Origin of the sequence: Spiroplasma endosymbiont of Ammophila pubescens, assembly GCF_964020965.1 — a bacterium.
GTDB lineage: Bacteria > Bacillota_I > Bacilli_A > Mycoplasmatales > Mycoplasmataceae > Spiroplasma.
The window spans coordinates 1399703-1424421 of the sequence record NZ_OZ026611.1 but is presented as its reverse complement, the minus strand read 5'-3'; the positions used below and the strand labels follow the sequence as shown (position 1 = coordinate 1424421).

Sequence of the window (24719 nt, the reverse complement as noted above, 5' to 3'; positions counted from 1 at the left end):
TAAATTATCTTCAATGTTATAATTATACTATATATTCTTAAGGTGGGTGTAAATTAATGAAATATATTATTAATAACTCTAATTTAAGCGATTTACAAGCAAAATCACAAGATTTTTTAAGTAAAAATTATAAAAATAAATATTATAAAAGAATAAAAACAAAAATATTTGCATATATTAATTTATGTAAGGAGTTTTTTCTTGAAACTAAGTTGTTATTAAAAGATTTAATTAAAAAATATTTTAAAAATAAATTTTCAACTTTTTATTATTGAGCAAAGAAAATTTTACTTGCATATACAAATAATAATTTTGAAGATTTATTATTAAAATCAACAGTTCCTAATAATATTAATTATCAATATAGTAATGATGTTCGTGAAAATATCTGTGATTTATATTTTGAATATTCTGATAAACGTGCTGGTGGTGTTTTATCATTGTTTTATAATTTAAAAAAAGGAATTCATGGCGAAGAATTAAAAAATAAAGCACCAAAAAATTTAAAAACATTTTTTCGTTGAATTAAAAAAGATAAACGATGATTAAAAATAAAAAATAAAATTAAAGAAATTAAAAGACAACATCCAAGATATGAAGTTAAAGAATTAGGATTATTACAAATGGATGCTAAATATTTTATGCCAAGTAAATTTCCAGTTGATAAAAAGTATTATGTTTATGATTTTATTGATGAAAGAATTAGAGGAGTATTCGGTTATATTTATGATAAATTATGCACTGAGAATGCTATTGATGCTGTTAAAAGAGCAATCAGTGATTTTAAAAAAAATATTTGGTATTAAAATAACACGAATTAGAACTGATAACGGTTCTGAATTTATTAATAGTCATCGGAATAATCAAAAAAGTAGCGTTAAAGAAACTACTTTTACTCAATTTTTAACAGATAAAAATATTTTACATCAAACAACACCCGTTCGTTCTCCGCAGTCAAACGGTAAAATTGAAAGATTTCATCAAAATTATAATAAGTTATTTGTATTTGATGAAAAAATATTGGATGCAGTTGGTTTACAAAATAAACTAAATGATTATTATTACTTTTATAATTTTAAAAGAGTGCATAAATCTTTGAATTTTCAGACACCATTTGAATTTTTAACTAATTTAACTAAATAATTTTAAATTTATAAAGTTTTATTTAAACTATTTTTTAGTGTGTCAATTTTAGAATTTTTATTTATATATGTATCATTTTTAATGATGTTTTTATATTTTAAATTATATATTTTATTATTTTTTCTTGCAATCTTCAAAATGTGTGTGGTATACTACATTTTTTTTACTTTTTGAGATTTTTTATTAGCAACTACTTTATCAGTATGTTTTTTTACCACAAATTGTTTCATTGAAATTGTTTCACCAGTACGTTTTTTATCTACAACTTGTCAGAAACCATACATAAAGGCAGTAATTAAAGCCCCAATAATCATAAATAAGAATGCTAGTAATGTCCATCCTCAAGCACTAGCTCATCCATAAACTCCACCATCACCATTACCACAACCTAACGCTGATAGGAATCCAACAATTGGTCCACCATGACCAGCCAAATCAGCAATTCCTACAGCACCAGCTAAAGCACCCGCAATTGCTGAACCAACAATGTTACTTGGAATAACACGTTTTGGATCATTAACTGCAAATGGAATTGCTCCTTCTGAGATTCCAATACACCCCATAAATAATGCTGTTGAACCCATTGTTCGTTGTTCTTCATTATAGAATGGTTTAAAAATTCATGTTGCAATTCCCATTCCCATTGGCGCAACTGGAATTGCAACTGCCATTGCCCCCATTGGTGTATAAATTTTTGAACCAATTAAACCTGTACATGCCAAGAATGCAACTTTATTAATTGGTCCACCCATATCAAAACCAGCCATTGCTCCGATCAATAGTCCAAAGCCTAATCCAATTGCTACATTAGCAGCATTTGAAGTATTACCTCATGTTCGTGAAATTCAATCTTGGAATTTACCCATTACTCAACCAACAGTTGAGCCAATCACAAACATCATAATCATTCCATAGATAAAGCCGACAACAATTGGAATAAAGAAGATTGGCATTACTGGTTTTAATCCTTTTGGAACATTTCAAGTATTAATTCATTTAACAGTATATCCAACCGCTAATCCGGCTGCAATTGCTCCAACGAATCCAGTTGGAGTATTAACTGCTTCAATTCCTGGTAAAGGATAAAAGTTAACAGCATTATTTCCAATAAATGAAACAATTAAAGCTGGAGCAATTGCTGAACGACCAGCAATTGAATTAGCAATAAATGCTCCCAAAATTGGAATCATTAATGTAAAAGCTGATACCCCTATAACATTAAGATAATAGAAAAAGTTTTTTGGGTCAATTAATGGGTCAGTATAAAATATTTCTCCTCAATGTGCTGTTTTTCTGCCAGCATCAGGAATTCAACCCATTCCTTTTAATGAACCATGAAAATTCTCATAGTTAGGACCATAAATTGCTTTTGCTAATCCTAATGAAATAGCAATAAAAATTCCTCCTAAAATAACAATTGGAACCATATATGAAACCCCAGCCATTAAGTGCTTCATTATTCCAACTTTTTGGTTGCTATCATTAGCACCCTTAGTAATAAATTCTCCAGTTGGTTGCACTTTTCCTTCTTTTAGAGCGGCATTAATAACCCCCTCTGGATCTTTAATTGCTTTTGCAACTGGACAGTTATAAACTTTTTTTCCACTAAATCTTTTTATATCAAGCCCAATATCCGTTGCAACAATAATTACTTTGGCTTCTTTAATTTCTCTCTCTGTAAAATCATTGCGAACACCTTCAGCTCCATGTGTTTCAACTTTAATGTCGTATCCCATTTTAAGAGCAGTTTGGTTTAACTTATCCGCAGCTAAAAAAGTATGTGCTACTCCTGTTGCACAAGCTGTCATTGCTAAAAGCAACGGCTTTTGACCAGTTGGAGTAGTTTTGGTTGGAACCTCTTCTTTTCCAATCCCAGTTAATAATGCTGCTAAAATTTTTGCTTTGTCTGTTTCAACTTTCATTGCTTTTTTAAAATCTTCATCAATTAATTTTCGTGCTACTTCACTTAAAATTCCTAAATGAATTTCTCCTGATTTAGCTTCAGGAATAATTAAAGCAATTGCAACTTTCGTTGGTTTTCCATCCATTGCATTTCAATCAACATCATTTTTGAAACGAATAAATAAAACCGCTGCATTTGTAATAGCACTAATTCGTGCATGAGGAATTGCAAAACCATCTTCAAAACCTGTTGAAGATTCTTTTTCTCGGGCCTCAAAACCTTTAACAAGTTCATTGCGGTCAGAAACATATCCAAGATTTTCAGATAATTGAGCAAGTTCTAAAAAAGCTTCTTCTTTAGTTTTAGCTGTTGAATCTAAAATAATATGTTTTTCATTAAAAATGTTATTATACATATAGTTTTTTCTCCTTCAATTTATAGTATACTATTTTAAAATTAAAACTCAATAATTTCTTTAATTTTGTCGAAAACTCTTGATGAAATAAAAAAATCATCAATATGACAATTTGAAAACTAATTTTGTGTAAGATTATGATTTTGCTTTAAATTTTTTAAACGTTAAAATATAATACCATTGATTGTTGTTTTGGTGTTAAACCTTTATGTTGGTATTTTCATTTTCATAGATTTAAATAATTTTGAATATTAGTGAAACCCAAACCATGATAATGAATTAAGGCTTCTTTAAGACTGGTGATGTGAAACCCCATTTCGGAAACTTTATTAAATAATAACTTTATATTGTTAATCGTTTAAGATTATATCAATTAAAATATAAATTTGTTTGGTATTTAAACTCATCAAAAGTATATTCCAGTTTATCTAATGCTTCTTTTTTAAAAATATTTCATAAAGATTCAATATGAGGATTATTTTTTGATAATTGTATGATAAGGTGCCCCAACATTTCAAACTGATTTATCTGAAAAATTAAATTTTATAATAGAAAAATCATCAGTTTGTTGCTTTTTAACAATTGCAATATATCATTTATTATCTGGCAAACTAGAACGAGCACTTAATTTTCAATTACTATCTTTTGGTGGTTGTTGTGGATTATATGATGGTTCTGGTTTATTACCCCCGTTTTCATTGTTATTTGGTTTTTCACAACTAATTAATGATGTTGTACTTGTTGTTGTTAATCCGATTGCTCCTAAAATACTAATTATTTTTTTCATATTTTTATCCTTTCTTTTTAAATTATCTTCAATGTTATAATTATACTATATATTCTTAAGGTGGGTGTAAATTAATGAAATATATTATTAATAACTCTAATTTAAGCGATTTACAAGCAAAATCACAAGATTTTTTAAGTAAAAATTATAAAAATAAATATTATAAAAGAATAAAAACAAAAATATTTGCATATATTAATTTATGTAAGGATTTTTTTCTTGAAACTAAGTTGTTATTAAAAGATTTAATTAAAAAATATTTTAAAAATAAATTTTCAACTTTTTATTATTAAGCAAAGAAAATTTTACTTGCATATACAAATAATAATTTTGAAGATTTATTATTAAAATCAACAGTTCCTAATAATATTAATTATCAATATAGTAATGATGTTCGTGAAAATATCTGTGATTTATATTTTGAATATTCTGATAAACGTGCTGGTGGTGTTTTATCATTGTTTTATAATTTAAAAAAAGGAATTCATGGCGAAGAATTAAAAAATAAAGCACCAAAAAATTTAAAAACATTTTTTCGTTGAATTAAAAAAGATAAACGATGATTAAAAATAAAAAATAAAATTAAAGAAATTAAAAGACAACATCCAAGATATGAAGTTAAAGAATTAGGATTATTACAAATGGATGCTAAATATTTTATGCCAAGTAAATTTCCAGTTGATAAAAAGTATTATGTTTATGATTTTATTGATGAAAGAATTAGAGGAGTATTCGGTTATATTTATGATAAATTATGCACTGAGAATGCTATTGATGCTGTTAAAAGAGCAATCAGTGATTTTAAAAAAAATATTTGGTATTAAAATAACACGAATTAGAACTGATAACAGTTCTGAATTTATTAATAGTCATCGGAATAATCAAAAAAGTAGCGTTAAAGAAACTACTTTTACTCAATTTTTAACAGATAAAAATATTTTACATCAAACAACACCCGTTCGTTCTCCGCAGTCAAACGGTAAAATTGAAAGATTTCATCAAAATTATAATAAGTTATTTGTATTTGATGAAAAAATATTGGATGCAGTTGGTTTACAAAATAAACTAAATGATTATTATTACTTTTATAATTTTAAAAGAGTGCATAAATCTTTGAATTTTCAGACACCATTTGAATTTTTAACTAATTTAACTAAATAATTTTAAATTTATAAAGTTTTATTTAAACTATTTTTTAGTGTGTCAATTTTAGAATTTTTATTTATATATGTATCATTTTTAATGATGTTTTTATATTTTAAATTATATATTTTATTATTTTTTCTTGCAATCTTCAAAATGTGTGTGGTATATTACACAAAATTATTTTAATTGATTATCCATAACAAATGAATTAGAAACAAATAACATTCCTTCCCTTATTCCTGCTGAAATTAAATTATCTGATGGTGAATATGGCAAGTATTTAACTAATTTAATTGTTTCTAATGACAAAATAGAAGAATATTTAAACTATTTTTCACAATAATATAGTTTTCTTTATTCTAAGACAGTTTGAATAAATATAACTAAAAATTTAGTTGAAGATAATATTAAAATAACTTATGATGAAAAACTATTATTTTTAAATCAAATTGAAATATCGGGTATATGAGGTTATGGAAACTATGATATTAATATTTTTATTGAAAAATCAAATGAAAAAATTATTGAAGGAAAAGATATTAACTTAAAATTAATTAAAAATTGTCCTATTTTAACTAAGGCCAGTGGAAAAGATAGAAATACATATTTAGAATTAATAAAAGATGATACATGATATTTGTATAAAAATGGTGTTGAATATGAAAAATCTTATTCAAATAAAGCGGTTGCTGATTTTTTAAAACAATCAAATAGTATAATATTTTCCTACCCACCCACAAAAGAACAAATTAATATTAATAATTTACAACTATTTAATATAAATAATGAAAAATTATCATTAATTACATTAGAAATATAAAAAAATTTTTAGATCTTCTAAAAATTTTTTATTAAAGTGCTATTTCACCAGTTTTATTATTTACAGCTAAACTAGGAATATTTTTATTTAAATTTCAACGGTAAACTAATTTAATATAATTTTCATATTTTTTATTTTTACCTTATACATATTCCATTGAAGTATCTAGAAAATTACCTGTAGCTAAATAAATACCATTAGAAGTAAAAATCCAGCCAACAGGTCTTTCACCTCAATCTGTTTTTAAACCACTACCTTTTTCACCATTATTTTTTAATTTAAATATCTTTCAATCACTATTTAAACTATTTCGAGCAACAACTATATAATATTTACTGTCTACTGTATTAAATGGTTTTTCTTATGGTGTTATTCATTCTAAGTTATTTTTAATTTCTTGATTAGCAGTATCTATTTTATGTTTTTCTTTTTCTTTTTTTAAATCATCTTCGCTATATTGTGTTTTATTACAAGCAACTAAATTTGTTGTACTTGTTCCGATTAAAATGATTGTTCCAATAAAACTTAATAATCTTTTCATAATTAATTATTATATAATCTAATACCATTACCTAATTTCATGTGACAATTAAGTGATGCACCAGAAGCTCATCATTCACAATATTGTAATCCGAATACTTTTAAATAATATTTATTATTTTCTCAATATCAAGTTAATCCAAATCTTTGATTAATTTCTATTTTTGCTTCACCATCTTTATCTCAAAATTTTTGTAATTCTTGTTCTTTATTTTGTGGTACGTTATTTTTTGTGTTTTAAATTATATTTTTAAAATTGTTATTTTTATCTTTTAAAAAGCTATTAATATCTTGACCTTTTAATTTTTTAACTTTTCCTCAACTTGCTTTACAATTGTTTGTATAAACTCAACTTCCTCAATTTACCATAGTTCCTCAACAATTATTATCGTTATCTCCTAAAAATTCTATTTTATTAAAATTTTCAACAGGGTTAATTTTATCTAAATTTAGTAAAAATGATTTTGTATTTCAATAATTATGTAATGTTGATTCAAAATCTAACTTTTTATTTTCTTTATTTTTATCATAATATAATTTTAATTCTTTTTCTAAGTTAGAACTTTCAGCATTTCATAATATTTCTCCTATAATATGTTCATCATTTATAAGTTTTGTATTTAAAAAATAAACTTTTTCGTCATTTGTAGAAACATAAAAATTACCGTTGCCAAATTCTTTTATACTTGTTATTTCGGTATGGTCATTTTTATCATTATCAATATTATCTACTTTTAAAACTACTCCATTTTTGCGAATAAAATAAAGTCCTTCAGTTGTTCCAACAAAAATATCTCTACTTTTTAAATTGTCACCTTTATTATTTTCATCTAAAATTTTAACAGAAGTTATTTTTTTATTTTTTAAAGGGTAATTTTGTTCTGTCCCTTTAATCGCATAACAATATTCATTTTTTATATTGTTATTTATACTTCTTGTTCTTCTATCACAATTTAAAGTTGGTTGCATAAGTAACCCAAGAATAATTCTAACATCTGTATTTGCAAGAGCCTGAGAAATTGTATTTAATGGTAATTGTGATAATAAATTATAAAATGATTCATTAATAACTTCGTTGATATTACCAAATCTTGCTTGAATATTATTAATTGCGTCAATAATATTATTGCTTATAGATTGTCAATTTGTTACAATAGCACGAACATTGGTATGACCACTATTTTATGCAGGATTTCAATATATATTGCTATAACCTTCGATTATATTATTTAAAATTAAATTAAAAACACTTCTAAATCTTAAAGCTTCTGAAGTTACTAAAATTATATATCCTAAAGCTTTTTTTATTAAATTATTATTACTATTATTATTTCTTCAATTATGTAGAGTAGTAAATGCATTTTGAATAGAAAATCAATTAATTGAATGACTACTATCGGCACCTCCTAAAAGAATATTATAATGTCCATCAAATTAGAGAGGAAAATCAGCTGCAATAGTATTATCTATATGTCTTAATTCTAAATTGGGGTGATCAGAGTCGGATAATCAATAATAATTTCTAATAATATTTTCTTGAAAAGTACCTATAATGTTAATAAAACCAACAATATAAAAATCGTTCAATCTAATAACTAACTCAATTTCACCTCCCGCTTCATTATCAATTATAGAAACAGGCAATATAAGATAGTGATTACTATTTAAATAACTACTATTTAATGCATATATTTCTGAACTATTATTTTCAAAAACTGATATTAAAATGTTTTCATTTATTAAATAATTAATAATTTCATTTAAACTCGATTTATATTTTTTTGGATAATTATTATCAATAATTAGTTTTTTATTATATTTTATAAAATTATTATTTTGTCTTTTATTTCTATTTAAAGTTTCTAAATTATTTTCTTGATTTTGATAAGGACTAGCGGCAATTGTTGTTGGTATTGCGCTTCCACTAATTGTTAATACACTTAATAAACTTAAAAGTTTTTTCATTTTGTATAATTTCCTTTCTAATCTTGAAACTTTTTATCAAGATCTATTGACATTATATATATATATATATATGCAAACACTTTTTAAGCATATTTGAGAAAGGAAGTTATTTAAATGATTATTATTGTGATTATATTGTATTAATCTGGGCTCGCGGTGATTTTCATAAGTTTGTGAAAAATGCCTTAAAGTTTAAAAAACTTTTGCCGCGCTTTTCAAAATACTTGGGAAAAAATTCTAAGCGTTAAGCGAAGAATTTTATAAAGGTTCCCAAATTTGTTTGAAAGAACCTCAAAATTTTTTTAATTTGTAAGTCATTTTATCACAAAAATTTAAGAAAATCAACCGCTCGCCCAAAACCTCAAAAAACTATATAATTAACTTTGTATATAAAAGAAAGGATTTTTTAAAATGGATAAAACAAAGCATCATTTTACTTTTAAAGAAAGAGTAATGTTAAAAGATTTATTAGAACTTGATTTTTTAAAAAGAAAAAATGGTAAACCCAATATATCTAAAATAGCAAAAATATTGCATAAAAATCGCAATACAATTAGACGAGAAATAAAAAGGTTAAAAGATAATGAATATGATGCTAAATTAGCACACGAAGATTATTTACAAAAACGACAAAAATGTTTTAAAAAATCATCATTATTGCTAAATATTTTAGAATGACTAGATGAAAAATATAACAAATTTCATGATTCACCAGAACAAATCTGTAAAAAATATGAAAAAGAGTTTGGTATTAAATTTCCGGTATTTTTTAAAACTTTATATAAATATATTCATTTGGGATTTTTAAATTTCAAGAAAGATAATTTGTATTTTCATGATAGAAAATATAAAACAAAAAATAGAATTGATAACCGTGGAAAAATAAGAAATTTTAGAACTATTGAAGAAGCAAAACATGATAAATATGAATTTGGTTGATTTCAAATGGATACTATGATTGGTAAAAACAATAGTGTTTGTTTAGTTTTAATCGAAGAATTAACCTAATTTAAAATCATTGAACCATTAAAAGAAAAAACAACAAAAGAAGCTACAAACGCAGTAGAACGAATTTTTTCTAACAGATTTTTCAAAGATAGATGCAAAGGAATAATAACATATCAAGGCAAAGAATTTGCTGATTGAGAAAAAATTGAAAAAATAACAAATGCTAAAGTATATTTTTGTGATGCTGGAACTCCAACACAAAAACCCAAAGTTGAAAGAGCAATCCGCGATTTTAGACATTGATTTTCCAAAGGAATTGATTTAAGTATTTATTCAAGAAATTATTATCAAGAAGTTGCTAATATAATAAACTCTAAACTTAAAAAATCTTTACATTGACTATCTTCAAAAGAAGTTTTTATACAAATGTTTAATTTTTAATATAATTACCTATAAAAATTTTAATCATTTTATTTTTCAGTGTGCCAAAATTCATAAATTTAAAACAAAACTACTAAATTTTTTTAAAATAAATTATATTGAACATTTATTTTATTGGTGTTATAATGAAATCAAATAAAGTGCTACACTTCATAGTACAATTTACACATTATCATCTCTTACTTGTAAAAAATATTATGTGTAATATAATTTATAGTAAGAATGATGATCAGGATCATTCTCTTTTTTTATTTAACTATGATAATAATATTATAATAATTTATAAAAAATTAAAATAATATGTTATGATGATGACGATAAAGGGAGGAAAATTTTACAATGAAAAGATTATTAAGTATTTTAGGTGCAATTACATTAGTAGGAACAAGTACAACAAATTTAGTTGCTTGTAATAAACCACAATATAGCGAAGATGATTTAAAAAAAGAAAAAGAAAAACATAAAATAGATACAAAAGACCAAACTATTAAAAATAACTTAGAATGAATAACACCATAAGAAAAACCATTTGATAATGTTGATAATAAATATTATTATGTAGTGTGTCGTGGTAATAAAAATGATAGTTGAAGATTAATTAAATTTCAGAATAATCAACAAGATAAATTAAAAAATAAAGATGAATATTATAATTATAAACTTGCACTAGTTCAAGATTTAGATTGGAATAATACATTTGATTTAACTATCCAAAAAAATAATTTAAAATGAATTTTTTGGCATAAGGATATTCAATATTTTAAATCAGTATATCGTTGAAATTTATTAGATACACAAGAACCTAATTTAATTCTTGATGAGAATAATAATATAAAAGTTAATGGTGAATAAAAAAATAGGTATAAAAACCTATTTTTCTTTTAACCTAATATATGCACCTGCAATAGTATTAATTTCAAAATGTCCATTTGAATTCATACTAGTTAAATTACTGGCACCAATACCTCATAATTCATAATTAATTTTCATTTTTAATTTAACACCTTGATTGTAAAATGAAATTTGTGTTTTAAAATGATAACCCGTTAGTTTACCTCATGGATATGCTTCTTATTCTAAATTAACAAACACACTATATCCATTTTCATTAATATTTTCTATTTTAATAATATGTTTTACTCCTAAGGGTTTATTAATTCATTGAATAACCTCTTTACCATCAACAGTAGCTCATATTCTTACTTTTCCATCATTACCAAACTCAAATTCATCATAATTATCTTTAACTTGTTGCCAATCAGTTGCACCAAATGTTCCAAAATCAAATAATAAAATATCTTGTGAATATGTTTTATTATCAGGTGTAGCTCCCGATGGATTTCCTTTTGATAACATATCTAATTTACTATCTACTTTGTTTAATATGATTTGTACTGGATAGAAATTAATACTTGGTGGTGGATCTGGTAATTTAACAGGTCAATTGTGTATTATATCATCATCAATATATTGATCTAAATAACTAAGTGAATAAAGAGTTAATCAATCACGCACTGAATTATTATATAAACTTGTAGTTTGTAAACTAACAAAATAACTCATAATTGAATATGGGTCATATATATCAATATCATCTGAAAAACATATAAATACGACAGACAGTTTTACCTAAATTATAAAAACCAACTGCATCAATTAATTATATAACGACCACTACCAACAATATCAGTTAATAAATTCTTTCCTGTTTCCATTGTTGGTAATGATACACTTTCTTCATTAATTAAATAAATACTTTCTTCATCATTAAATGATTAAGATATCATAACACTACTAATTCAAGCGTATTTTTCAATTTCTGTTTTTTGACTTTTAGATCATTTTGAAACTTGTATTTTATCAGTTAATGTAAATTCTCAACTTGTATTACTTGCACTAGCACCAATTATATCATTTACCTCATCTTGGGTATTATATCTAAAAGCATCTAAAGGGATATTACCTTGATTTTTTGTTTGGGGACGCGTACTATCTTCAACAATAGGTTAATAACTTTCATCATAAAATGTATAATTTGCTTTACCAATAAATAAAGGAATTCCAGTTTTAATATTTGGATATAAATTATTAGTATTATTATCAATAGTTTTTCAATAAATAGGAATACCTAAACTTATTGCATTTAAAAATTTACCAACAATAGGAATATCTCTTTGAGTTCATGCAATACTTTCTGTTATATCTACTAGCAATGAAATAATATTATTAACCATAACACTAAATAAATTTAACATGTCTTTTAATTGACCACGATTTTTACTTGGATTAATTGTGTTATATCCTATATCAACATTATATTTAAAATAACCATTTGCTCGTACATCAAAATCTTTAATAATTTTATTACCTTTATAATTTAAAGCAATATCTTTAACTGTTAAATTATTTGGGTTAGTTGCTTGGGTTAATTTTCTATCTGTATTCAAATAACCCTCATAATTCTTTTTAATTTCTTGGTTAGATTGACCTTGTTTTCTTTTTAATCAATTATCATATTGACCATTAATAGCAGGAATACCATTAGTTAATAAATAAGTAGTTAATGGTTTAGGTGATTTTGTTAAACTATCCGCTACTGGCATTTTTAAATCGTCAATAAATAATCTTCTTTGAGGATATACTTTTTCATTTCATTTCCCTAAATTTTCAATAGGGCGACCAAAAATAACTGGTGCAGTGAAACCATTATTATTACCTAATAATGTTAATTGAATACTTTTAATACCATTATCACCAGTAAATTTTTCATTAATTTCATAATCTTTTGAAATACCTAATTCATCTCATATTATTTTAGGAATAAAATAGCCTTCACCTGGTGATGAAAATTTTACGAATTGCTGAATAGTTTGTCCAGTAGTATTAATATAATCTTTAACATAACTAAAAGTAATATTTCAATATACTAATTCATTTAAATCATTATATTTTGGTTGAGCATTTGAAATAAACATTAATAAATTATCATCAACATCTTCTTTGTCAGATTGTAAAGGTACTAAATAAAACCTTAAAAAATCTTCTCTTTGAAAATTATAAGTAGTTTCAACGGTAATTGTACGATCAAGATATCAAGCATTATATTCACCAAAATATTCTTCACCACCTAATTTAGAAAATTCAACAGTATCATTAATATTAATAATATGACATTTATAAGCATCACCTTTAAATTTTCTTTTAATAGTAAAATTATCTAATGCTTTATTAATTTTTTGTAAATTCATGACATAAACATTAAAACCATTTTCACTATTAATTTTTTCTCAAATATCATTAATTGGATAATTATTTTCAGGTTCTTCTGAATTAATAAAAACTTGTTTTGTTGCATCTTATAAATAAGTTTTTTCAGTACTAGTAATATATAAATAACTAACTTTATCTGTTAAGCTATTTTATTAACTAACACAACTGCACATCATTAAAATAAATATTGCAAAATTAAAAAAATCACTATCAATAGTTATTTCAGTATAATTTTGTTGAGCATGAATTAAACCAACTCCAGTATTACCGGTCATAGCATATTGTTGAACTGTACTAGTAATAATAGCATCAACACTTACTAATTCTTCATCGCCTTTACCATTATCAACAAGTGAATGAGTAGTATCTTTTTGTCCTATAAAATGAGTACGGTTAATAATTCTTTCAATTCTTTTATAATAAATATTGTCTTGTACATCTTTAATTAAATTAAATACAGGTAAACAATCAGGGGTAGCATCTACTGTTGTTTTTGTACCATGCACTAATTTAGGTAAATTTGTAAATTCAACAATAGGTAATATATCAATCCCAGTATCACATTCCATTTTAGAAACTGGTCTTAGTTTACTTTCTAATTCACCGTAAGTTTGTCAAATTCCAATTTCTAAATCTTTTGCTGTATAGTAGGTTATTTTTGCTTTTCTAGGATAAAATTGTACTCTTTGATATCACATATAATCAGATTGAGCAGGTAATATTCACATTTCCGCATATTGTTCTATTTCTGAATATTTAGCAATACGAACATTTGAACCAATTGGAGCAACATCAATAGTTAAATCGCCAGTCTCTGTTTTTAATAAATACATTACACTACGACCATATAAACTATTTGCTAATTCATTTTGATATAGTTTGGAATAAACATAATTTTTTTCATATCATTCTTCTATTCAATCTTGCGTATCATTATTATCACAATTAAACATTAAGCCTTGCCCAATAGTTAATGGAGCAGCTTTTCTATTGGCGATAATTCAAGGAATATCAATATAGTATTTTTGTTCTTGTAATATTTTATATTTTCCTGTTTCTAAATAATTTAAATATTCAGGCTTATTAATTAATTCATTAAAATTTATTTCTTGTTTATTATTCATTTTTACACCTTTTTTGTCATCACCCATTATATAATCAACAAAAGGAGAGTGTCAAAAAATGTGAAAATTATTAACATTAATTACTAGTATTTTAGAAAACCCAAAAATAACATTAAGAATTATAAAATTATTAGAAAAATATGGTAATTCTAAAATAAAAGCAATTTTACAAAGTATTAAAGATATTGAACATCAATTAGCACAAATTCAATATTATTTAAACCCAAATATATTAAGTGATTTATTAGCAAAAATACCTAAAAGTTTAGAAATACAATTATTTAAAGATATTAGTTTTTTAGATAAAAATAAATATAAAGAAATTGTAAAATCATTAACTCCAACAGAAAGTAATTGAACTATATTATCTAGTAGTTGATGTAAAAAGGGATTTTTTCAAATAACTAATAAACAAAAATTAATAGGTAATTTAACTATTTTAATTCAAAGTGATAATGATAAACAAAAAAGATGATATGTACCTTATACTTATCCAAAAGTACATATTCAAGTATGACAAGCAATGAAATCAGCAACTGGTAAAAATGGAACTGGGGCAGGGTCTGTATTTTGAAATATGTGATTACATGTGTGATTACGCAGTGAATTAAGAGAATATGTTAATTGACAAATATATACACAACAAAATAAAAGTGGCGGTGATGTTAAATTAAGAGCTAGTCGTATTAATAAAAACCTATTAGAATTAAATAAAGAAATAAATCGTTATAGTACTAATTTTTATCAAACAAAAGATGCTAAATTAAATAATCATAAGCAGTATATTGATAATAAAAATTGATTAAATCAACAACGGGAATATGCAACTAATTTAAAAACTGGTTATCAAAAATTACATACTAAAATAATATCAAAACCAAAAACAATAAATATTTATAAAGAACTTAAAAAAGGTATTAATGTAATTAAAAAACCTTTAAACAAAATAAAAAGACCATTTTAGGTCTTTTATTTTTTATCCTGTTTTAACTGCAATTTTAATTTTAATATCTTTAATATTTTGATTTTCAATAATACCTGCATTAATATGTAAATAAATATTACCACTTACAATTTCATTAACTGGTAAATAAATACCTGCTGAATTTGTTTGAATTGGATAATCATTTTTACCATCACTTAATACCATAATAGAACGCATAAATGCTAAAATTCTTTGTTTCTGTGGTGTAGTTAAATTTTTATCTAATACTTTATCAAATAATTTTTTAATCTTTGCTTTGTCAAGAGTAGATGGAGTAATTCCAAAGAATTCATAATATTTTTTCTTAACATCCATATTTAATGTAATTTGATCTTTTGTTAAATTATTAATATTGTTAATAGTATTTTGCATTGCAGTTTTAAATTCAGGATTATAAAAATCTTTATAATTTGGATCATAATCTAATAATTGATAAGTTAATTCATTTTCTCATTCACCTGTAAATTCATTATATTTTTGTCATGAATTACCAGTTGGATTTGTATTATCTCATAAGCGAGCAATAGCATCCATTTGTTCTTGTTCTGTAAACATTTCTTTAACAATTAAGAAACCTAATTCAGGTCTTGTTAAAGCAGGTAATGAAAATAATACATGACTAGTAAATGCAGGTTCTTGTGTATCATTATCAACATAACTAATATTTTCAGTAAAGATAGTAATCATTGCAGCATTATCTCTATGAATAACTAATGCTTCTATTTTATTATTAATAGATAAATCAAAGCCACGAGTTCTATTCATTCCTTGTAAATTAATCTCTAATTGCCCATCTGATGTTTTACCATGTAAAGGTTTAATATTTTGACCAAGTCATAATGATTTAGAAACCATATAATCTAAAACTTTATCTTGGAATAAAGTACCTGTTACCATTGTATTTGCTGAAATATTTTCACCGATTAATTGAGTATATGCTCGTGTTAAATCTAGATATTAATGTGGTTCTCATATCATTTCTCAATCACTAGTATTTGTACCAATTTGAGATGCATTAATTTTTCTTGTTTCATCTGTCATACGATGTCCTAATTTATACATTAAGTCTAATGCATCTTGTTGAGTTTTAATTTTAGTTGTATCATAAACAAAAGCATAATCTTTATTAAATTTAGATCTAGCAATATAATTATCAATTACACCTTTTAAAAAGTATAATTCTAAATTAAACATCATATTTTGTGTAATTGAACCAGTTCATTTTGCTACTAATTCACCGCGTAATGATGGGTCAGTATTTTTTAAACGAGATAAATCAAATTTTCTTCATTGTGTTTTTAAACCAATAGTATGATCAATTACTAAACGACCACGCTTAGCATTTTGATTTTGTTTTGGGTTTCCTTTTTCGTGGTTTCATTCTGAATCACCATAAAATAATCGTTCAGGTATTGTATAAATTGCAACTGCATAATCTGTACTTTCCATATTAGGACTTGATTGTGCTGTTGCTGTTAAACGATGAAAAGTATAATAATCAGGATTTGATAAAATATATTTTACTCGCATTTCTTGTGCTGATAATAATAAATGTCCTTCTTTTGTTAAATTTGCTACACCATTACCAATAACAAATCCCTCATGTAATCCTATAATTGATGCCACATTTTATTTTCCTTTCTGATATTCTTTTTGAACTAAGTTTTTAATTTTTTCATTAATAGGAATATTATGATTATCTTGTAAATTTTCTTTTATTTTTTGTGATAATTCTTCAATAAACATATTTTCATCTTTAATTTGAATTCCACCATTCATTAGATTTTTCATATCTAATGTAGGTTTTTTCTCAACTAAATCTTTAAAATTAGTTTTAATATATTCCATATCTTTACCACTATTTAATAGTTCTTCAACTAATTTACGATTTTCTTGTGGTACCTGTGATAACTCATATTCTTTTATTTTTGACTGATAATTATTAATTTGTTCTAAATATTCTTTTTCAGTTTCTGATTTAATACGAGTTTATGCACTTGGTAAGACACTAGATAATACTTGTTTTTCTTTTTGTTCTAATAAAGCATTAATTTCATCTTGTGTCATATTTTCTTTATATTCATATTTAAAGTTTGACATAACTTTAATCCCTCCATTATTTTTTTTATAGAAAATTTCAAAAACTATCGTCACCATCTTATCACCATTTTAATTTTTGTAAACTTGTGGATATTTTTTCTTAATTTCAGTTCTAGTTTCTTCAATACCTTTTTTAAAACCTTTTTCATATTGATCTAAATATTCTTTTTGATTATTAACACCATAATCATAAGTTTATTTCATTAATTCTTGGAATATTTTAGTATGTTCTTCACACGCAGGAACACCAATACCATTTCAATTTTTACTTACTTTTTTAAAACACTCTTTACCATCAATTATCATTCAACAAATATTTTTATCCATTCGCATTTTTTCAATATTTTTTTTAATTTGTTTCTTTGCCATAATTAATCTTTTCCTTTCAATATTTTCTCTGCAAATTGTGAAACAGTTTCTATTGCTGTATCTTTATCTACTTTGTTTAATTTCTAAATCTTTAATAAATTTATTTTCAGTTCTTTCATAACTACCATTTGCTTTTAATTTAAATATGCTTTACACATAAAGATAATAATTAATCTTCCAATAGATCAAATAATTAAAGGCATTAACCATAAAATAATAAATACAATACCTAATTTTCTTTTTCTAATTAAATGATTACCTTGTTATTTAATATTTTTATCTATTTTAGGTTTACGACCAATTCACATTAAAATACCTTGAATACCTAATAAAGTAATATGGCCAAATTCTAAACCAATAATATTACTTGATGACATAATACTATCTCAACTAAAACCATCAAATTCACCACTTTTAACTGCTCAGGTTCAACCTAATGCAAAAAATGTATTATAAAATAATACCCATCATAAATGAGTAAATCCACTCATAAATCTATCTCACTTAAATAATATATATTCTTTATAATTCTTTTTATCTAATCCCATTAAAATAGCATGAGTTGCATGTTCCAATGGACTATCTGCATAACCTAAATCTAAACCTGTTTTAAAATTAACTGGTTCAAAATCGTATAATTTACTAAATAAATAATTAGCAAAAATACTACCATCTAATGCTCCAGGCATTTCAATTCTTCATACATCATATTTTTTAGGTCATTCTGCTTTTAATTCATATAATTTCATTAATTCATCATAGTTTAAATTATTTTTATTAATTAAATAATTAGTATAATGATTAATTACTTTTTTATCATATGCTTTTTGTCCTGTTTTAGGATCTAATACTGGAACTATTAATTTAGATATTTGTTCTCCTTTACTTTCCAATTCTTTACGATTAAAAGGTAATAATTTATTTAAATAATCTATATGATATTGATAAATACTATCATGGTTAGTACTTGTAATTAATATTAATTTTTTATAATCATGAACTGCTTGCATAATTGCTTCTTTTTCTGATTTACTAAATTCATTAGCTTCTTCAAGACAAATAATACATAAATCAGCACCATTTGCTCGTGCTGTTCCTTTCCCTAATACTTGCGATGAATTACTTTTTCTAGCCCCTTGTAATTTAATAAAACTACCATTAGGAAATGTTCAAGTAGGTTTATTAAATCTAGCATTATATTGATAATAACCACCTTTTCATTTTTTAGTAGGATAAGTATTAAACCAACTTTATCTAAGGCATCTTGAATATCTTGTTGCATTTCAGCAGTATCTGCACTATTTAATCTAAAACCATATATTGCTATTTTTTTATCTTTATTTGCTAATACAATACAACTTAATAATGTTATTAATTCATCAATAGAATATGTTTTACCTGCTTTACGACTACCTGCTAAATTAATTTCATCTGCAATATACTCTGTATTATTTAATAAACTAACTACTATTTCATTAAGATAACTATATTCATATAACATTGCCATTATATTTTTCTCCTATCTGTTATGTTAATTACTGGTGGAGCATAATTTATTTCAGTTTCATTTTCACGACCATAATACTGTGCATATACCGATACACCCCTTAGTTTCGTTTAAGAGATGTAATTTTATATTATTTTCTAATATTCTTATTTTCATTTTAAGTTCATTAAATGCTAATAAATTAGTGTTTTTTAAGTCATTATATTCATCTTCTTCTAAATTACAAAAGATTAATAAGGTTTCTTTTGTGGCAAGTTTGATATTATTTTTTTTACAATATTCATCAAATTTTGTTAATTTTTGCTTTATTTTTGTTAAATTTGCCATTATTCATCACTTTTTATCTACTTTTGCCATCTTTTTTACCTCTTTTTGTCATCACCATTCTACAAAAAAATATCAAAAAGTAAAATAAATTAAAAAAAGACTTTTTCAAGTCTCTATTTTTTAGTAATTTTTAAACAAGCGATTAAGGGCTAGTAAATCCTATTTGTATTAAATTACATCACCATCCTACCATCATTTAAAGTATTGTCAACAAAATTTTAATTTTTAGTGTATAAATATTTTAATATAAAGGGCTAGGTTGTCTTATGAAAAAAGAAAAGAAAAAATTTAAACATTTTAATTTAGCAGAAAGAAATGACTTAAAAGAATATTTAATATACGAAAAATTTAAAAAGAAAGATGGCACACCTAATTATTCTAAAATAGGAAAAGTAATGAATAAAAGTCGTAATACAATTAGATTAGATGCTAAAAGACTTAAAGAAGAATACGATCCTAAAAAAGCGAATGATGATTATAAAAATAAAAGAAAAAAATCTATAAAATATACTACAATTATAAAAAAAGTTGTAAATCATATAAGAAAAATTTTAAGTAAAAGACGCTATTCATCAATGTTAATTATTTTTGAATATGAAAAAAAGTATAATGAAAAGTTTCCATTTTCACATGTGACACTTTACAAATATATTGAATATGGAGTTTTTGATGATGAAAATACTGAAATTAAGAAAAAACTACCATTTAAAGGTAAAAAGTTTAAAACAAAAAAGAGAAAAGATGATCGTGGTTCAATTAACTAATATTAGATTTATTGAAGAAGCAGAACATTAAAAAGGTACTTTTGGTTGATTTCAAATGGACTGTATAGTAGGTAAAGACCATCAATCTGTTTGTTTAACTTTTACAGAAGAAAAAAGTTTATATACGATTTGTTTTAAATTAGACCACCATAATTCAGAAGAGGTTAATAAAGCCATTAAAAGTATTTTTAAAAATAAACTTTATAAGGAAAATATAAAAGGAATAATAACTGATCAAGGTAAAGAATTTAGTAAATGAAAAAAATTGAAAAGATTACTAATGCAAATGTATACTTTTGTGATGCTGGAACTCCAACACAAAAACCCAAAGTTGAAAGAATGAATAGAGATATTAGAGAATATCTTCCTAAGGGAACAGATTTTAATCCTATTAGTCAAAAAGAAATTAATAAAGTTATGAAAATTATTAATGAGAAACCACGACCGAGTTTAGGTTGATTATCCTCCAAAGAGGTATTTTTAAAAAATATTAATATTTAATTTTTTTAAATATGAATTATATATTTGTAACAAAGTTTTCTTTTTGTGGTTCTTAAATATTAACTTATATTTAAAAAAATAGTTGCAATTTTTAATAAAAGATATATTATTGACTTAAATAAGGGCAAATTGTCATATTTGCATCTTTACTTTACATATTCAAAAGTTTTTTTATTACTATCATAAATTAATAAATCTGTATATTTTTCTTCAAAAAGTTTTTCAATTTTTTTACTATCTCCAGTAATTAAATTAATTTTTGAAATTTGTTTCAATGTTCCATCTTCTTGTACTTTCGCTGCATAAATCGTTTCATTCGACAAAGACTTATTATTTTTGTTTTATATTTTTCAAGAATATTTATAAGGAAAAGTAAGAATATCATTGCCAATTGTAGCTAATAATTGATGAACCGAATTAGAATTATAATTTAAATTTATTTGATAAGTTTCATAATCATTATCTAAAATAATTTTATTTACTGAAAACTTAATTTGAGGCAAAAACGATATCATAGTGGCGTCCATTGCATGATGATGATATTCATCACGATTTTTAAAACCAATTTTGAAAAAATTATATCGTAAATAATTAGTAAATGAACCATTGACTGTATATATCTTATAATTTTCTAAATATTCTTTAACTTCTTTTGTTGCATATCTTGTATCATTTAAATTTCTTTGAACAAACTCTCTTTGCCAATTTGGATCATTAATATCATGTTCTAAAAGTAAATTATTTATCTTTTTTAAATAATATTTTCTATTATTATACTTTATTTTTTCATACATTCTTAATACTCGTGTTTTAAACTCTTCATATGCACTAAAACCCTTTTCATCAAGCAAATATTTATATGGTGTTTTTTGTCCTTTAATACTATTTTCTTGCTTATAAACCAACACTAAATTTTTGCTAAAGAACTGTCAAATGAAATTGATTCAGGAATAATATGATCAATTTCAATATAAAAATCATCTTGCATAACTTTTTCAATTTCAATAGTATCACCACAATAAGGACAAAGATTATCTTGTTCTTTTAATAATTTTAATTTTTCATTTAATCTTGGTGAAATTGGTTTTTAAAAATCTGCCATCTTTTGAACAAACGCATTAATTTCTTTATTCTCATTTTCTTTGCTTTTTTGTTGTTTATTCAAATAATTTTTATATTCATCACTATTTTTCTCACGAGCTAATTCAATTACAATTGAATTTATTTCATATTCATAATTTTTTTTGAATTTCTTGAATAATCTTAATTGATTCTAACAAAGAACGTTTAACAACTGGTGAAATATACAAATCATTTATCTCTTTTCGTAAAATGGGAATATATTTTTGATTTTGGAACTTATCAAAAAATTTATATTGTCGTTTAATTCCTAACTATTTTAAAGTTTGCATATGCTCAATATTATTATGTAACATTTCTTCAATTAATAATTTCATTGTCTTTGTGGATAAACTATGTGTTCCGCCAAAAGACAAGTATGCAAGATACTATATTATGTTATCTGTTAAAAATTGATAATTAAGTTTTTTTAATTCTTTTTTTCTAGTATCATAACTTTGATAAATTGTTATCACATAAATAATTTCATCTAATTTTTCTTTATTATTAAACTTAATTCAGAAAATATCAATATTATTTTTATTTAAAAAATGTCTTATTGTATTTATACTTTTAAATTTAGTAAAAAGAGGTTTTTCATCTTTATCTATGCGATAACCGCTAATATCATTTTTATCAATGGCAATTATCTTCGCCATATCTTTTAAACTAATATTTTTTGTAGTTGAACTATCAACAGTTAATTTAATAAGATCTATTTTATTTTCAAATGAAAGTTGCAATTTTTCATTTACTTTATATTTTAAATTATTCAAATCATTTAATAAATTAAAAATATATGATGTTAAACAAATGCTTTGGAGCACGTTTTTCATTTATATCATATGTATCTTGTCCAATTAAATTATTAAAAAAATCTTCTTCCTTTTCTTCTCAACCATATTTTCTTCCTTTTCCAGTATCAATATAATATTCTCGTTTTCGATAAAATATTTTTAAATATTCTTCTTTAAAATCTTCATTAATTAAATTATGTTTAATTTGTACTGATAAAATTTGTTTAATTTCTTTTAACAAATCTTTATGAGTTATATAAAATTTATCTTGTCCTCTAAAATAATTATTCTGTTCATAAAATTTTAATTGTTTTTCACAAGGAAATAATTAATCGCCTTCAATAATATTTAAATCAGCATCAATATTTTTTAATAATTCTTTACTCTTATCATCTTTAATATTAAATGTTCCTCTATGCTTAATAAAATTAAATAAAACAAGTGTTAATTTTTCTTTAGTAATAGCCTCTTTTAAACCTTTTACTTGTATTTTAAGCAAGTTTTCATTTTTAGATAACAATAATAAAGATTCACAATTTTCTAATAAATTGTATTTTTTAAATAAATTTATTAAATCTTTTTTTCTCAATTTAAGTCTTCGCAAATTTCTTCGCCGCCCTCTTTGACCTCGGCGATCTGCTGTTGATGAATTCTTACTATTAGAACTATTGGCTTCCTCAAATAATTTACTTCCTGCATCCAAAATCTTATAATCATTAGGTTCAGCTGATGTAATAGATCACCCCACTGAAGCAATACCAATGTCTAAACCAATATTAATTTTTTTCATTTATTAAATTCTCCTTCAAAAAGAAATTTAAAATTTAAACTTTTTTGAAAGTATTAAATTTTAATTTATATATAAATTCTTATACTTATTTATTCGTATCGCAAAGTTTCTTCTAATACTTATAGTTTACTGTATTAAAGTAATAATTTTAATAAAATATTCATAAATATTTCTAATTTTAATTTTATTACTATTGTTACGATAGCCTTTTCCGTTTTTTCTAATTTGATACAACCTATCAATTTTCAAAATTATTGTCCTTTCTTTACAAACAAATTAATTTTTTATTCACTGTAAAACTGGATTTTGTCAGTTTATGAACTAAAAAATGGATAAGGTCTAACATATTGTTGTGAAATATTGATATTATATACAACACCAAAATTAATAATCTTCTTGTCTTCTTTTACTTGACCAAGAACTGATAAACGAATAAAATCAGTAATATATTTTGATTCAATTGTGTCAATTATAAATTGACCATTTCGTTCTTGTAATTTAAAATCAACAGTGTTAAAAGTAATATTTGACAAATCTCTTATTTTTTGGTCTCCTTTTAAATTAGTTTTCATACTTAATGTAGTAAATTTAAATTTTGGATATTTTTTAACAAATTCTGCTCAAGTCTTAGTATAGTTTCCATATTCAAAAACTAAAGCTTTTTGTTTATTGACAAAACCAGAGGCAAGTTTTTGCGCAGGAAAAGTATCTGTTCCTGTCATACTTGCAATACTATATTCTACTGCCTCTTGTGCAAATTTATGCGCTTGAACTGTTGAAGTTCCTTTATTAATATTTGGCATACCTGCAACTGAAGTCGTTGTCGCTGCAATCATTCCTAAAGTAAATCTTTTCATATTTAAAAAATCCTTTTTGTATATATTAAATTGATATTGTTGATAATTGATACATAGTTAATACATGGTTGATATAAAAATATACAATCCTATGAAATAAT

33 protein-coding genes and 2 pseudogenes are annotated in these 24719 nt (G+C 23.8%); 12 read left to right on the top strand and 23 right to left on the bottom strand.

The genetic code is table 4. The features are described from left to right. Positions 1–56: 56 nt before the first annotated feature. The gene (locus ABNT63_RS09380) at positions 57–806 is read left to right on the top strand and encodes a hypothetical protein (protein ID WP_348735506.1); all 750 of its coding nucleotides are present in this window, start codon (positions 57–59) and stop codon (positions 804–806) included. After that, the gene (locus tag ABNT63_RS09375; protein ID WP_348735505.1) at positions 778–1143 is read left to right on the top strand and encodes an integrase core domain-containing protein; all 366 of its coding nucleotides are present in this window, start codon (positions 778–780) and stop codon (positions 1141–1143) included. Before ABNT63_RS09380 ends, ABNT63_RS09375 begins: the two co-directional genes overlap by 29 nt. A 152-nt stretch (positions 1144–1295) precedes the next feature. On the opposite strand, the gene ABNT63_RS09370 is transcribed toward ABNT63_RS09375, so the two are convergent. Further along, positions 1296–3461 (bottom strand): PTS fructose transporter subunit IIABC, encoded by a 2166-nt coding sequence (locus ABNT63_RS09370; protein ID WP_348735504.1) that lies wholly within the window; start codon positions 3459–3461, stop codon positions 1296–1298. Between the two features lie 475 nt (positions 3462–3936). Further along, positions 3937–4248: a lipoprotein gene (locus tag ABNT63_RS09365; protein WP_348735503.1), complete on the bottom strand. Its 312-nt coding sequence runs from the start codon at positions 4246–4248 to the stop codon at positions 3937–3939. 74 nt (positions 4249–4322) lie between these two features. Here ABNT63_RS09365 and ABNT63_RS09360 point away from each other — a divergent pair, with 74 nt between their 5' ends. The 5 genes from ABNT63_RS09360 (at position 4323) to ABNT63_RS09340 (ending at position 6214) form a co-directional block, all read left to right on the top strand. Continuing rightward, the gene (locus ABNT63_RS09360; RefSeq protein ID WP_348735502.1) at positions 4323–4541 is read left to right on the top strand and encodes a hypothetical protein; all 219 of its coding nucleotides are present in this window, start codon (positions 4323–4325) and stop codon (positions 4539–4541) included. A gap of 165 nt (positions 4542–4706) precedes the next feature. Next, positions 4707–5072 (top strand): hypothetical protein, encoded by a 366-nt coding sequence (locus ABNT63_RS09355; RefSeq protein WP_348735501.1) that lies wholly within the window; start codon positions 4707–4709, stop codon positions 5070–5072. After that, positions 5023–5409: an integrase core domain-containing protein gene (locus ABNT63_RS09350; protein ID WP_348737184.1), complete on the top strand. Its 387-nt coding sequence runs from the start codon at positions 5023–5025 to the stop codon at positions 5407–5409. The genes ABNT63_RS09355 and ABNT63_RS09350 overlap by 50 nt, the downstream gene beginning before the upstream one ends. Positions 5410–5551: 142 nt before the next feature. Beyond that, the gene (locus ABNT63_RS09345) at positions 5552–5737 is read left to right on the top strand and encodes a hypothetical protein (protein WP_348735500.1); all 186 of its coding nucleotides are present in this window, start codon (positions 5552–5554) and stop codon (positions 5735–5737) included. Positions 5738–6031: 294 nt separating this feature from the next. Beyond that, entirely contained in the window at positions 6032–6214 is a 183-nt protein-coding gene (locus tag ABNT63_RS09340) for a hypothetical protein (RefSeq protein ID WP_348735499.1), read from the top strand. Positions 6215–6575: 361 nt separating this feature from the next. Here the strand turns inward: ABNT63_RS09340 and ABNT63_RS09335 are convergent, their stop codons facing one another. The 3 genes from ABNT63_RS09335 to ABNT63_RS09325 all read right to left on the bottom strand — a co-directional run bounded on the left by ABNT63_RS09335 (position 6576) and on the right by ABNT63_RS09325 (position 8719). Continuing rightward, positions 6576–6755, bottom strand: coding sequence for a lipoprotein (locus tag ABNT63_RS09335; RefSeq protein ID WP_348735498.1), 180 nt, complete (start codon positions 6753–6755; stop codon positions 6576–6578). A gap of 236 nt (positions 6756–6991) precedes the next feature. After that, positions 6992–7723, bottom strand: a complete 732-nt coding sequence (locus ABNT63_RS09330) for a hypothetical protein (RefSeq protein ID WP_348735497.1) — start codon at positions 7721–7723, stop codon at positions 6992–6994. Between the two features lie 465 nt (positions 7724–8188). Then, on the bottom strand, positions 8189–8719 hold the full coding sequence (locus ABNT63_RS09325; protein ID WP_348735496.1) for a hypothetical protein: 531 nt from the start codon (positions 8717–8719) through the stop codon (positions 8189–8191). A gap of 411 nt (positions 8720–9130) precedes the next feature. Between ABNT63_RS09325 and ABNT63_RS11420 the strand changes: the two are divergent. The 3 genes and pseudogenes from ABNT63_RS11420 (at position 9131) to ABNT63_RS09305 (ending at position 10960) form a co-directional block, all read left to right on the top strand. Next, a pseudogene (locus ABNT63_RS11420) lies at positions 9131–10108 on the top strand (IS30 family transposase). Positions 10109–10447: 339 nt separating this feature from the next. Then, a complete protein-coding gene (locus tag ABNT63_RS09310; protein WP_348735493.1) occupies positions 10448–10627 on the top strand; it encodes a lipoprotein in 180 nt (59 codons plus the stop codon). A gap of 42 nt (positions 10628–10669) precedes the next feature. Further along, entirely contained in the window at positions 10670–10960 is a 291-nt protein-coding gene (locus ABNT63_RS09305; protein WP_348735492.1) for a hypothetical protein, read from the top strand. 219 nt (positions 10961–11179) lie between these two features. On the opposite strand, the gene ABNT63_RS09300 is transcribed toward ABNT63_RS09305, so the two are convergent. The 3 genes from ABNT63_RS09300 to ABNT63_RS09290 all read right to left on the bottom strand — a co-directional run bounded on the left by ABNT63_RS09300 (position 11180) and on the right by ABNT63_RS09290 (position 14502). After that, on the bottom strand, positions 11180–11671 hold the full coding sequence (locus tag ABNT63_RS09300) for a hypothetical protein (protein ID WP_348735491.1): 492 nt from the start codon (positions 11669–11671) through the stop codon (positions 11180–11182). 443 nt (positions 11672–12114) lie between these two features. Next, a complete protein-coding gene (locus ABNT63_RS09295; RefSeq protein WP_348735490.1) occupies positions 12115–13356 on the bottom strand; it encodes a hypothetical protein in 1242 nt (413 codons plus the stop codon). Between the two features lie 174 nt (positions 13357–13530). Further along, entirely contained in the window at positions 13531–14502 is a 972-nt protein-coding gene (locus ABNT63_RS09290) for a hypothetical protein (RefSeq protein ID WP_348735489.1), read from the bottom strand. Positions 14503–14560: 58 nt separating this feature from the next. On the opposite strand from ABNT63_RS09290, the gene ABNT63_RS09285 reads away from it, so the two are divergent. Continuing rightward, the gene (locus ABNT63_RS09285; protein ID WP_348735488.1) at positions 14561–15466 is read left to right on the top strand and encodes a hypothetical protein; all 906 of its coding nucleotides are present in this window, start codon (positions 14561–14563) and stop codon (positions 15464–15466) included. A 12-nt stretch (positions 15467–15478) separates the two neighbouring features. Here the strand turns inward: ABNT63_RS09285 and ABNT63_RS09280 are convergent, their stop codons facing one another. The 7 genes from ABNT63_RS09280 to ABNT63_RS09250 all read right to left on the bottom strand — a co-directional run bounded on the left by ABNT63_RS09280 (position 15479) and on the right by ABNT63_RS09250 (position 19820). Beyond that, positions 15479–16384 carry a hypothetical protein gene (locus ABNT63_RS09280; RefSeq protein WP_348735487.1) on the bottom strand — a complete coding sequence of 302 codons (906 nt, stop codon included), beginning with the start codon at positions 16382–16384 and terminating at the stop codon, positions 15479–15481. 60 nt (positions 16385–16444) lie between these two features. Further along, positions 16445–17113, bottom strand: a complete 669-nt coding sequence (locus ABNT63_RS09275; RefSeq protein WP_348735486.1) for a hypothetical protein — start codon at positions 17111–17113, stop codon at positions 16445–16447. A 3-nt stretch (positions 17114–17116) separates the two neighbouring features. Then, on the bottom strand, positions 17117–17335 hold the full coding sequence (locus ABNT63_RS09270) for a hypothetical protein (protein ID WP_348735485.1): 219 nt from the start codon (positions 17333–17335) through the stop codon (positions 17117–17119). Between the two features lie 447 nt (positions 17336–17782). Continuing rightward, positions 17783–17956, bottom strand: a complete 174-nt coding sequence (locus tag ABNT63_RS09265) for a hypothetical protein (protein WP_348735484.1) — start codon at positions 17954–17956, stop codon at positions 17783–17785. A gap of 263 nt (positions 17957–18219) precedes the next feature. Beyond that, positions 18220–18966, bottom strand: coding sequence for a hypothetical protein (locus ABNT63_RS09260; protein ID WP_348735483.1), 747 nt, complete (start codon positions 18964–18966; stop codon positions 18220–18222). A gap of 92 nt (positions 18967–19058) precedes the next feature. Continuing rightward, positions 19059–19463 (bottom strand): hypothetical protein, encoded by a 405-nt coding sequence (locus tag ABNT63_RS09255; protein ID WP_348735482.1) that lies wholly within the window; start codon positions 19461–19463, stop codon positions 19059–19061. 24 nt (positions 19464–19487) lie between these two features. Further along, positions 19488–19820 carry a hypothetical protein gene (locus ABNT63_RS09250; protein WP_348735481.1) on the bottom strand — a complete coding sequence of 111 codons (333 nt, stop codon included), beginning with the start codon at positions 19818–19820 and terminating at the stop codon, positions 19488–19490. Positions 19821–20056: 236 nt separating this feature from the next. Here ABNT63_RS09250 and ABNT63_RS11415 point away from each other — a divergent pair. After that, a pseudogene (locus ABNT63_RS11415) lies at positions 20057–21055 on the top strand (IS30 family transposase). A 146-nt stretch (positions 21056–21201) separates the two neighbouring features. Here ABNT63_RS11415 and ABNT63_RS09235 read toward each other — a convergent pair. The 8 genes from ABNT63_RS09235 to ABNT63_RS09205 all read right to left on the bottom strand — a co-directional run bounded on the left by ABNT63_RS09235 (position 21202) and on the right by ABNT63_RS09205 (position 24618). Further along, positions 21202–21378 (bottom strand): hypothetical protein, encoded by a 177-nt coding sequence (locus ABNT63_RS09235; RefSeq protein ID WP_348735478.1) that lies wholly within the window; start codon positions 21376–21378, stop codon positions 21202–21204. A gap of 18 nt (positions 21379–21396) precedes the next feature. Beyond that, positions 21397–21963, bottom strand: a complete 567-nt coding sequence (gene cas9 / locus ABNT63_RS09230) for a type II CRISPR RNA-guided endonuclease Cas9 (RefSeq protein ID WP_348735477.1) — start codon at positions 21961–21963, stop codon at positions 21397–21399. Then, entirely contained in the window at positions 21963–22043 is an 81-nt protein-coding gene (locus ABNT63_RS11410; protein ID WP_431607839.1) for an HNH endonuclease domain-containing protein, read from the bottom strand. Before ABNT63_RS11410 ends, cas9 (ABNT63_RS09230) begins: the two co-directional genes overlap by 1 nt. Before the next feature lie 520 nt (positions 22044–22563). Further along, on the bottom strand, positions 22564–22917 hold the full coding sequence (locus ABNT63_RS09225) for a hypothetical protein (RefSeq protein WP_348735476.1): 354 nt from the start codon (positions 22915–22917) through the stop codon (positions 22564–22566). Positions 22918–22963: 46 nt separating this feature from the next. Continuing rightward, the gene (locus ABNT63_RS09220) at positions 22964–23212 is read right to left on the bottom strand and encodes a hypothetical protein (RefSeq protein WP_348735475.1); all 249 of its coding nucleotides are present in this window, start codon (positions 23210–23212) and stop codon (positions 22964–22966) included. An 87-nt stretch (positions 23213–23299) separates the two neighbouring features. Then, positions 23300–23761, bottom strand: coding sequence for a type II CRISPR RNA-guided endonuclease Cas9 (cas9, locus tag ABNT63_RS09215; RefSeq protein ID WP_348735474.1), 462 nt, complete (start codon positions 23759–23761; stop codon positions 23300–23302). Between the two features lie 126 nt (positions 23762–23887). After that, positions 23888–24010 (bottom strand): hypothetical protein, encoded by a 123-nt coding sequence (locus tag ABNT63_RS09210; protein ID WP_348735473.1) that lies wholly within the window; start codon positions 24008–24010, stop codon positions 23888–23890. A 65-nt stretch (positions 24011–24075) separates the two neighbouring features. Beyond that, positions 24076–24618, bottom strand: coding sequence for a hypothetical protein (locus tag ABNT63_RS09205; RefSeq protein WP_348735472.1), 543 nt, complete (start codon positions 24616–24618; stop codon positions 24076–24078). Between the last annotated feature and the right edge of the window lie 101 nt (positions 24619–24719).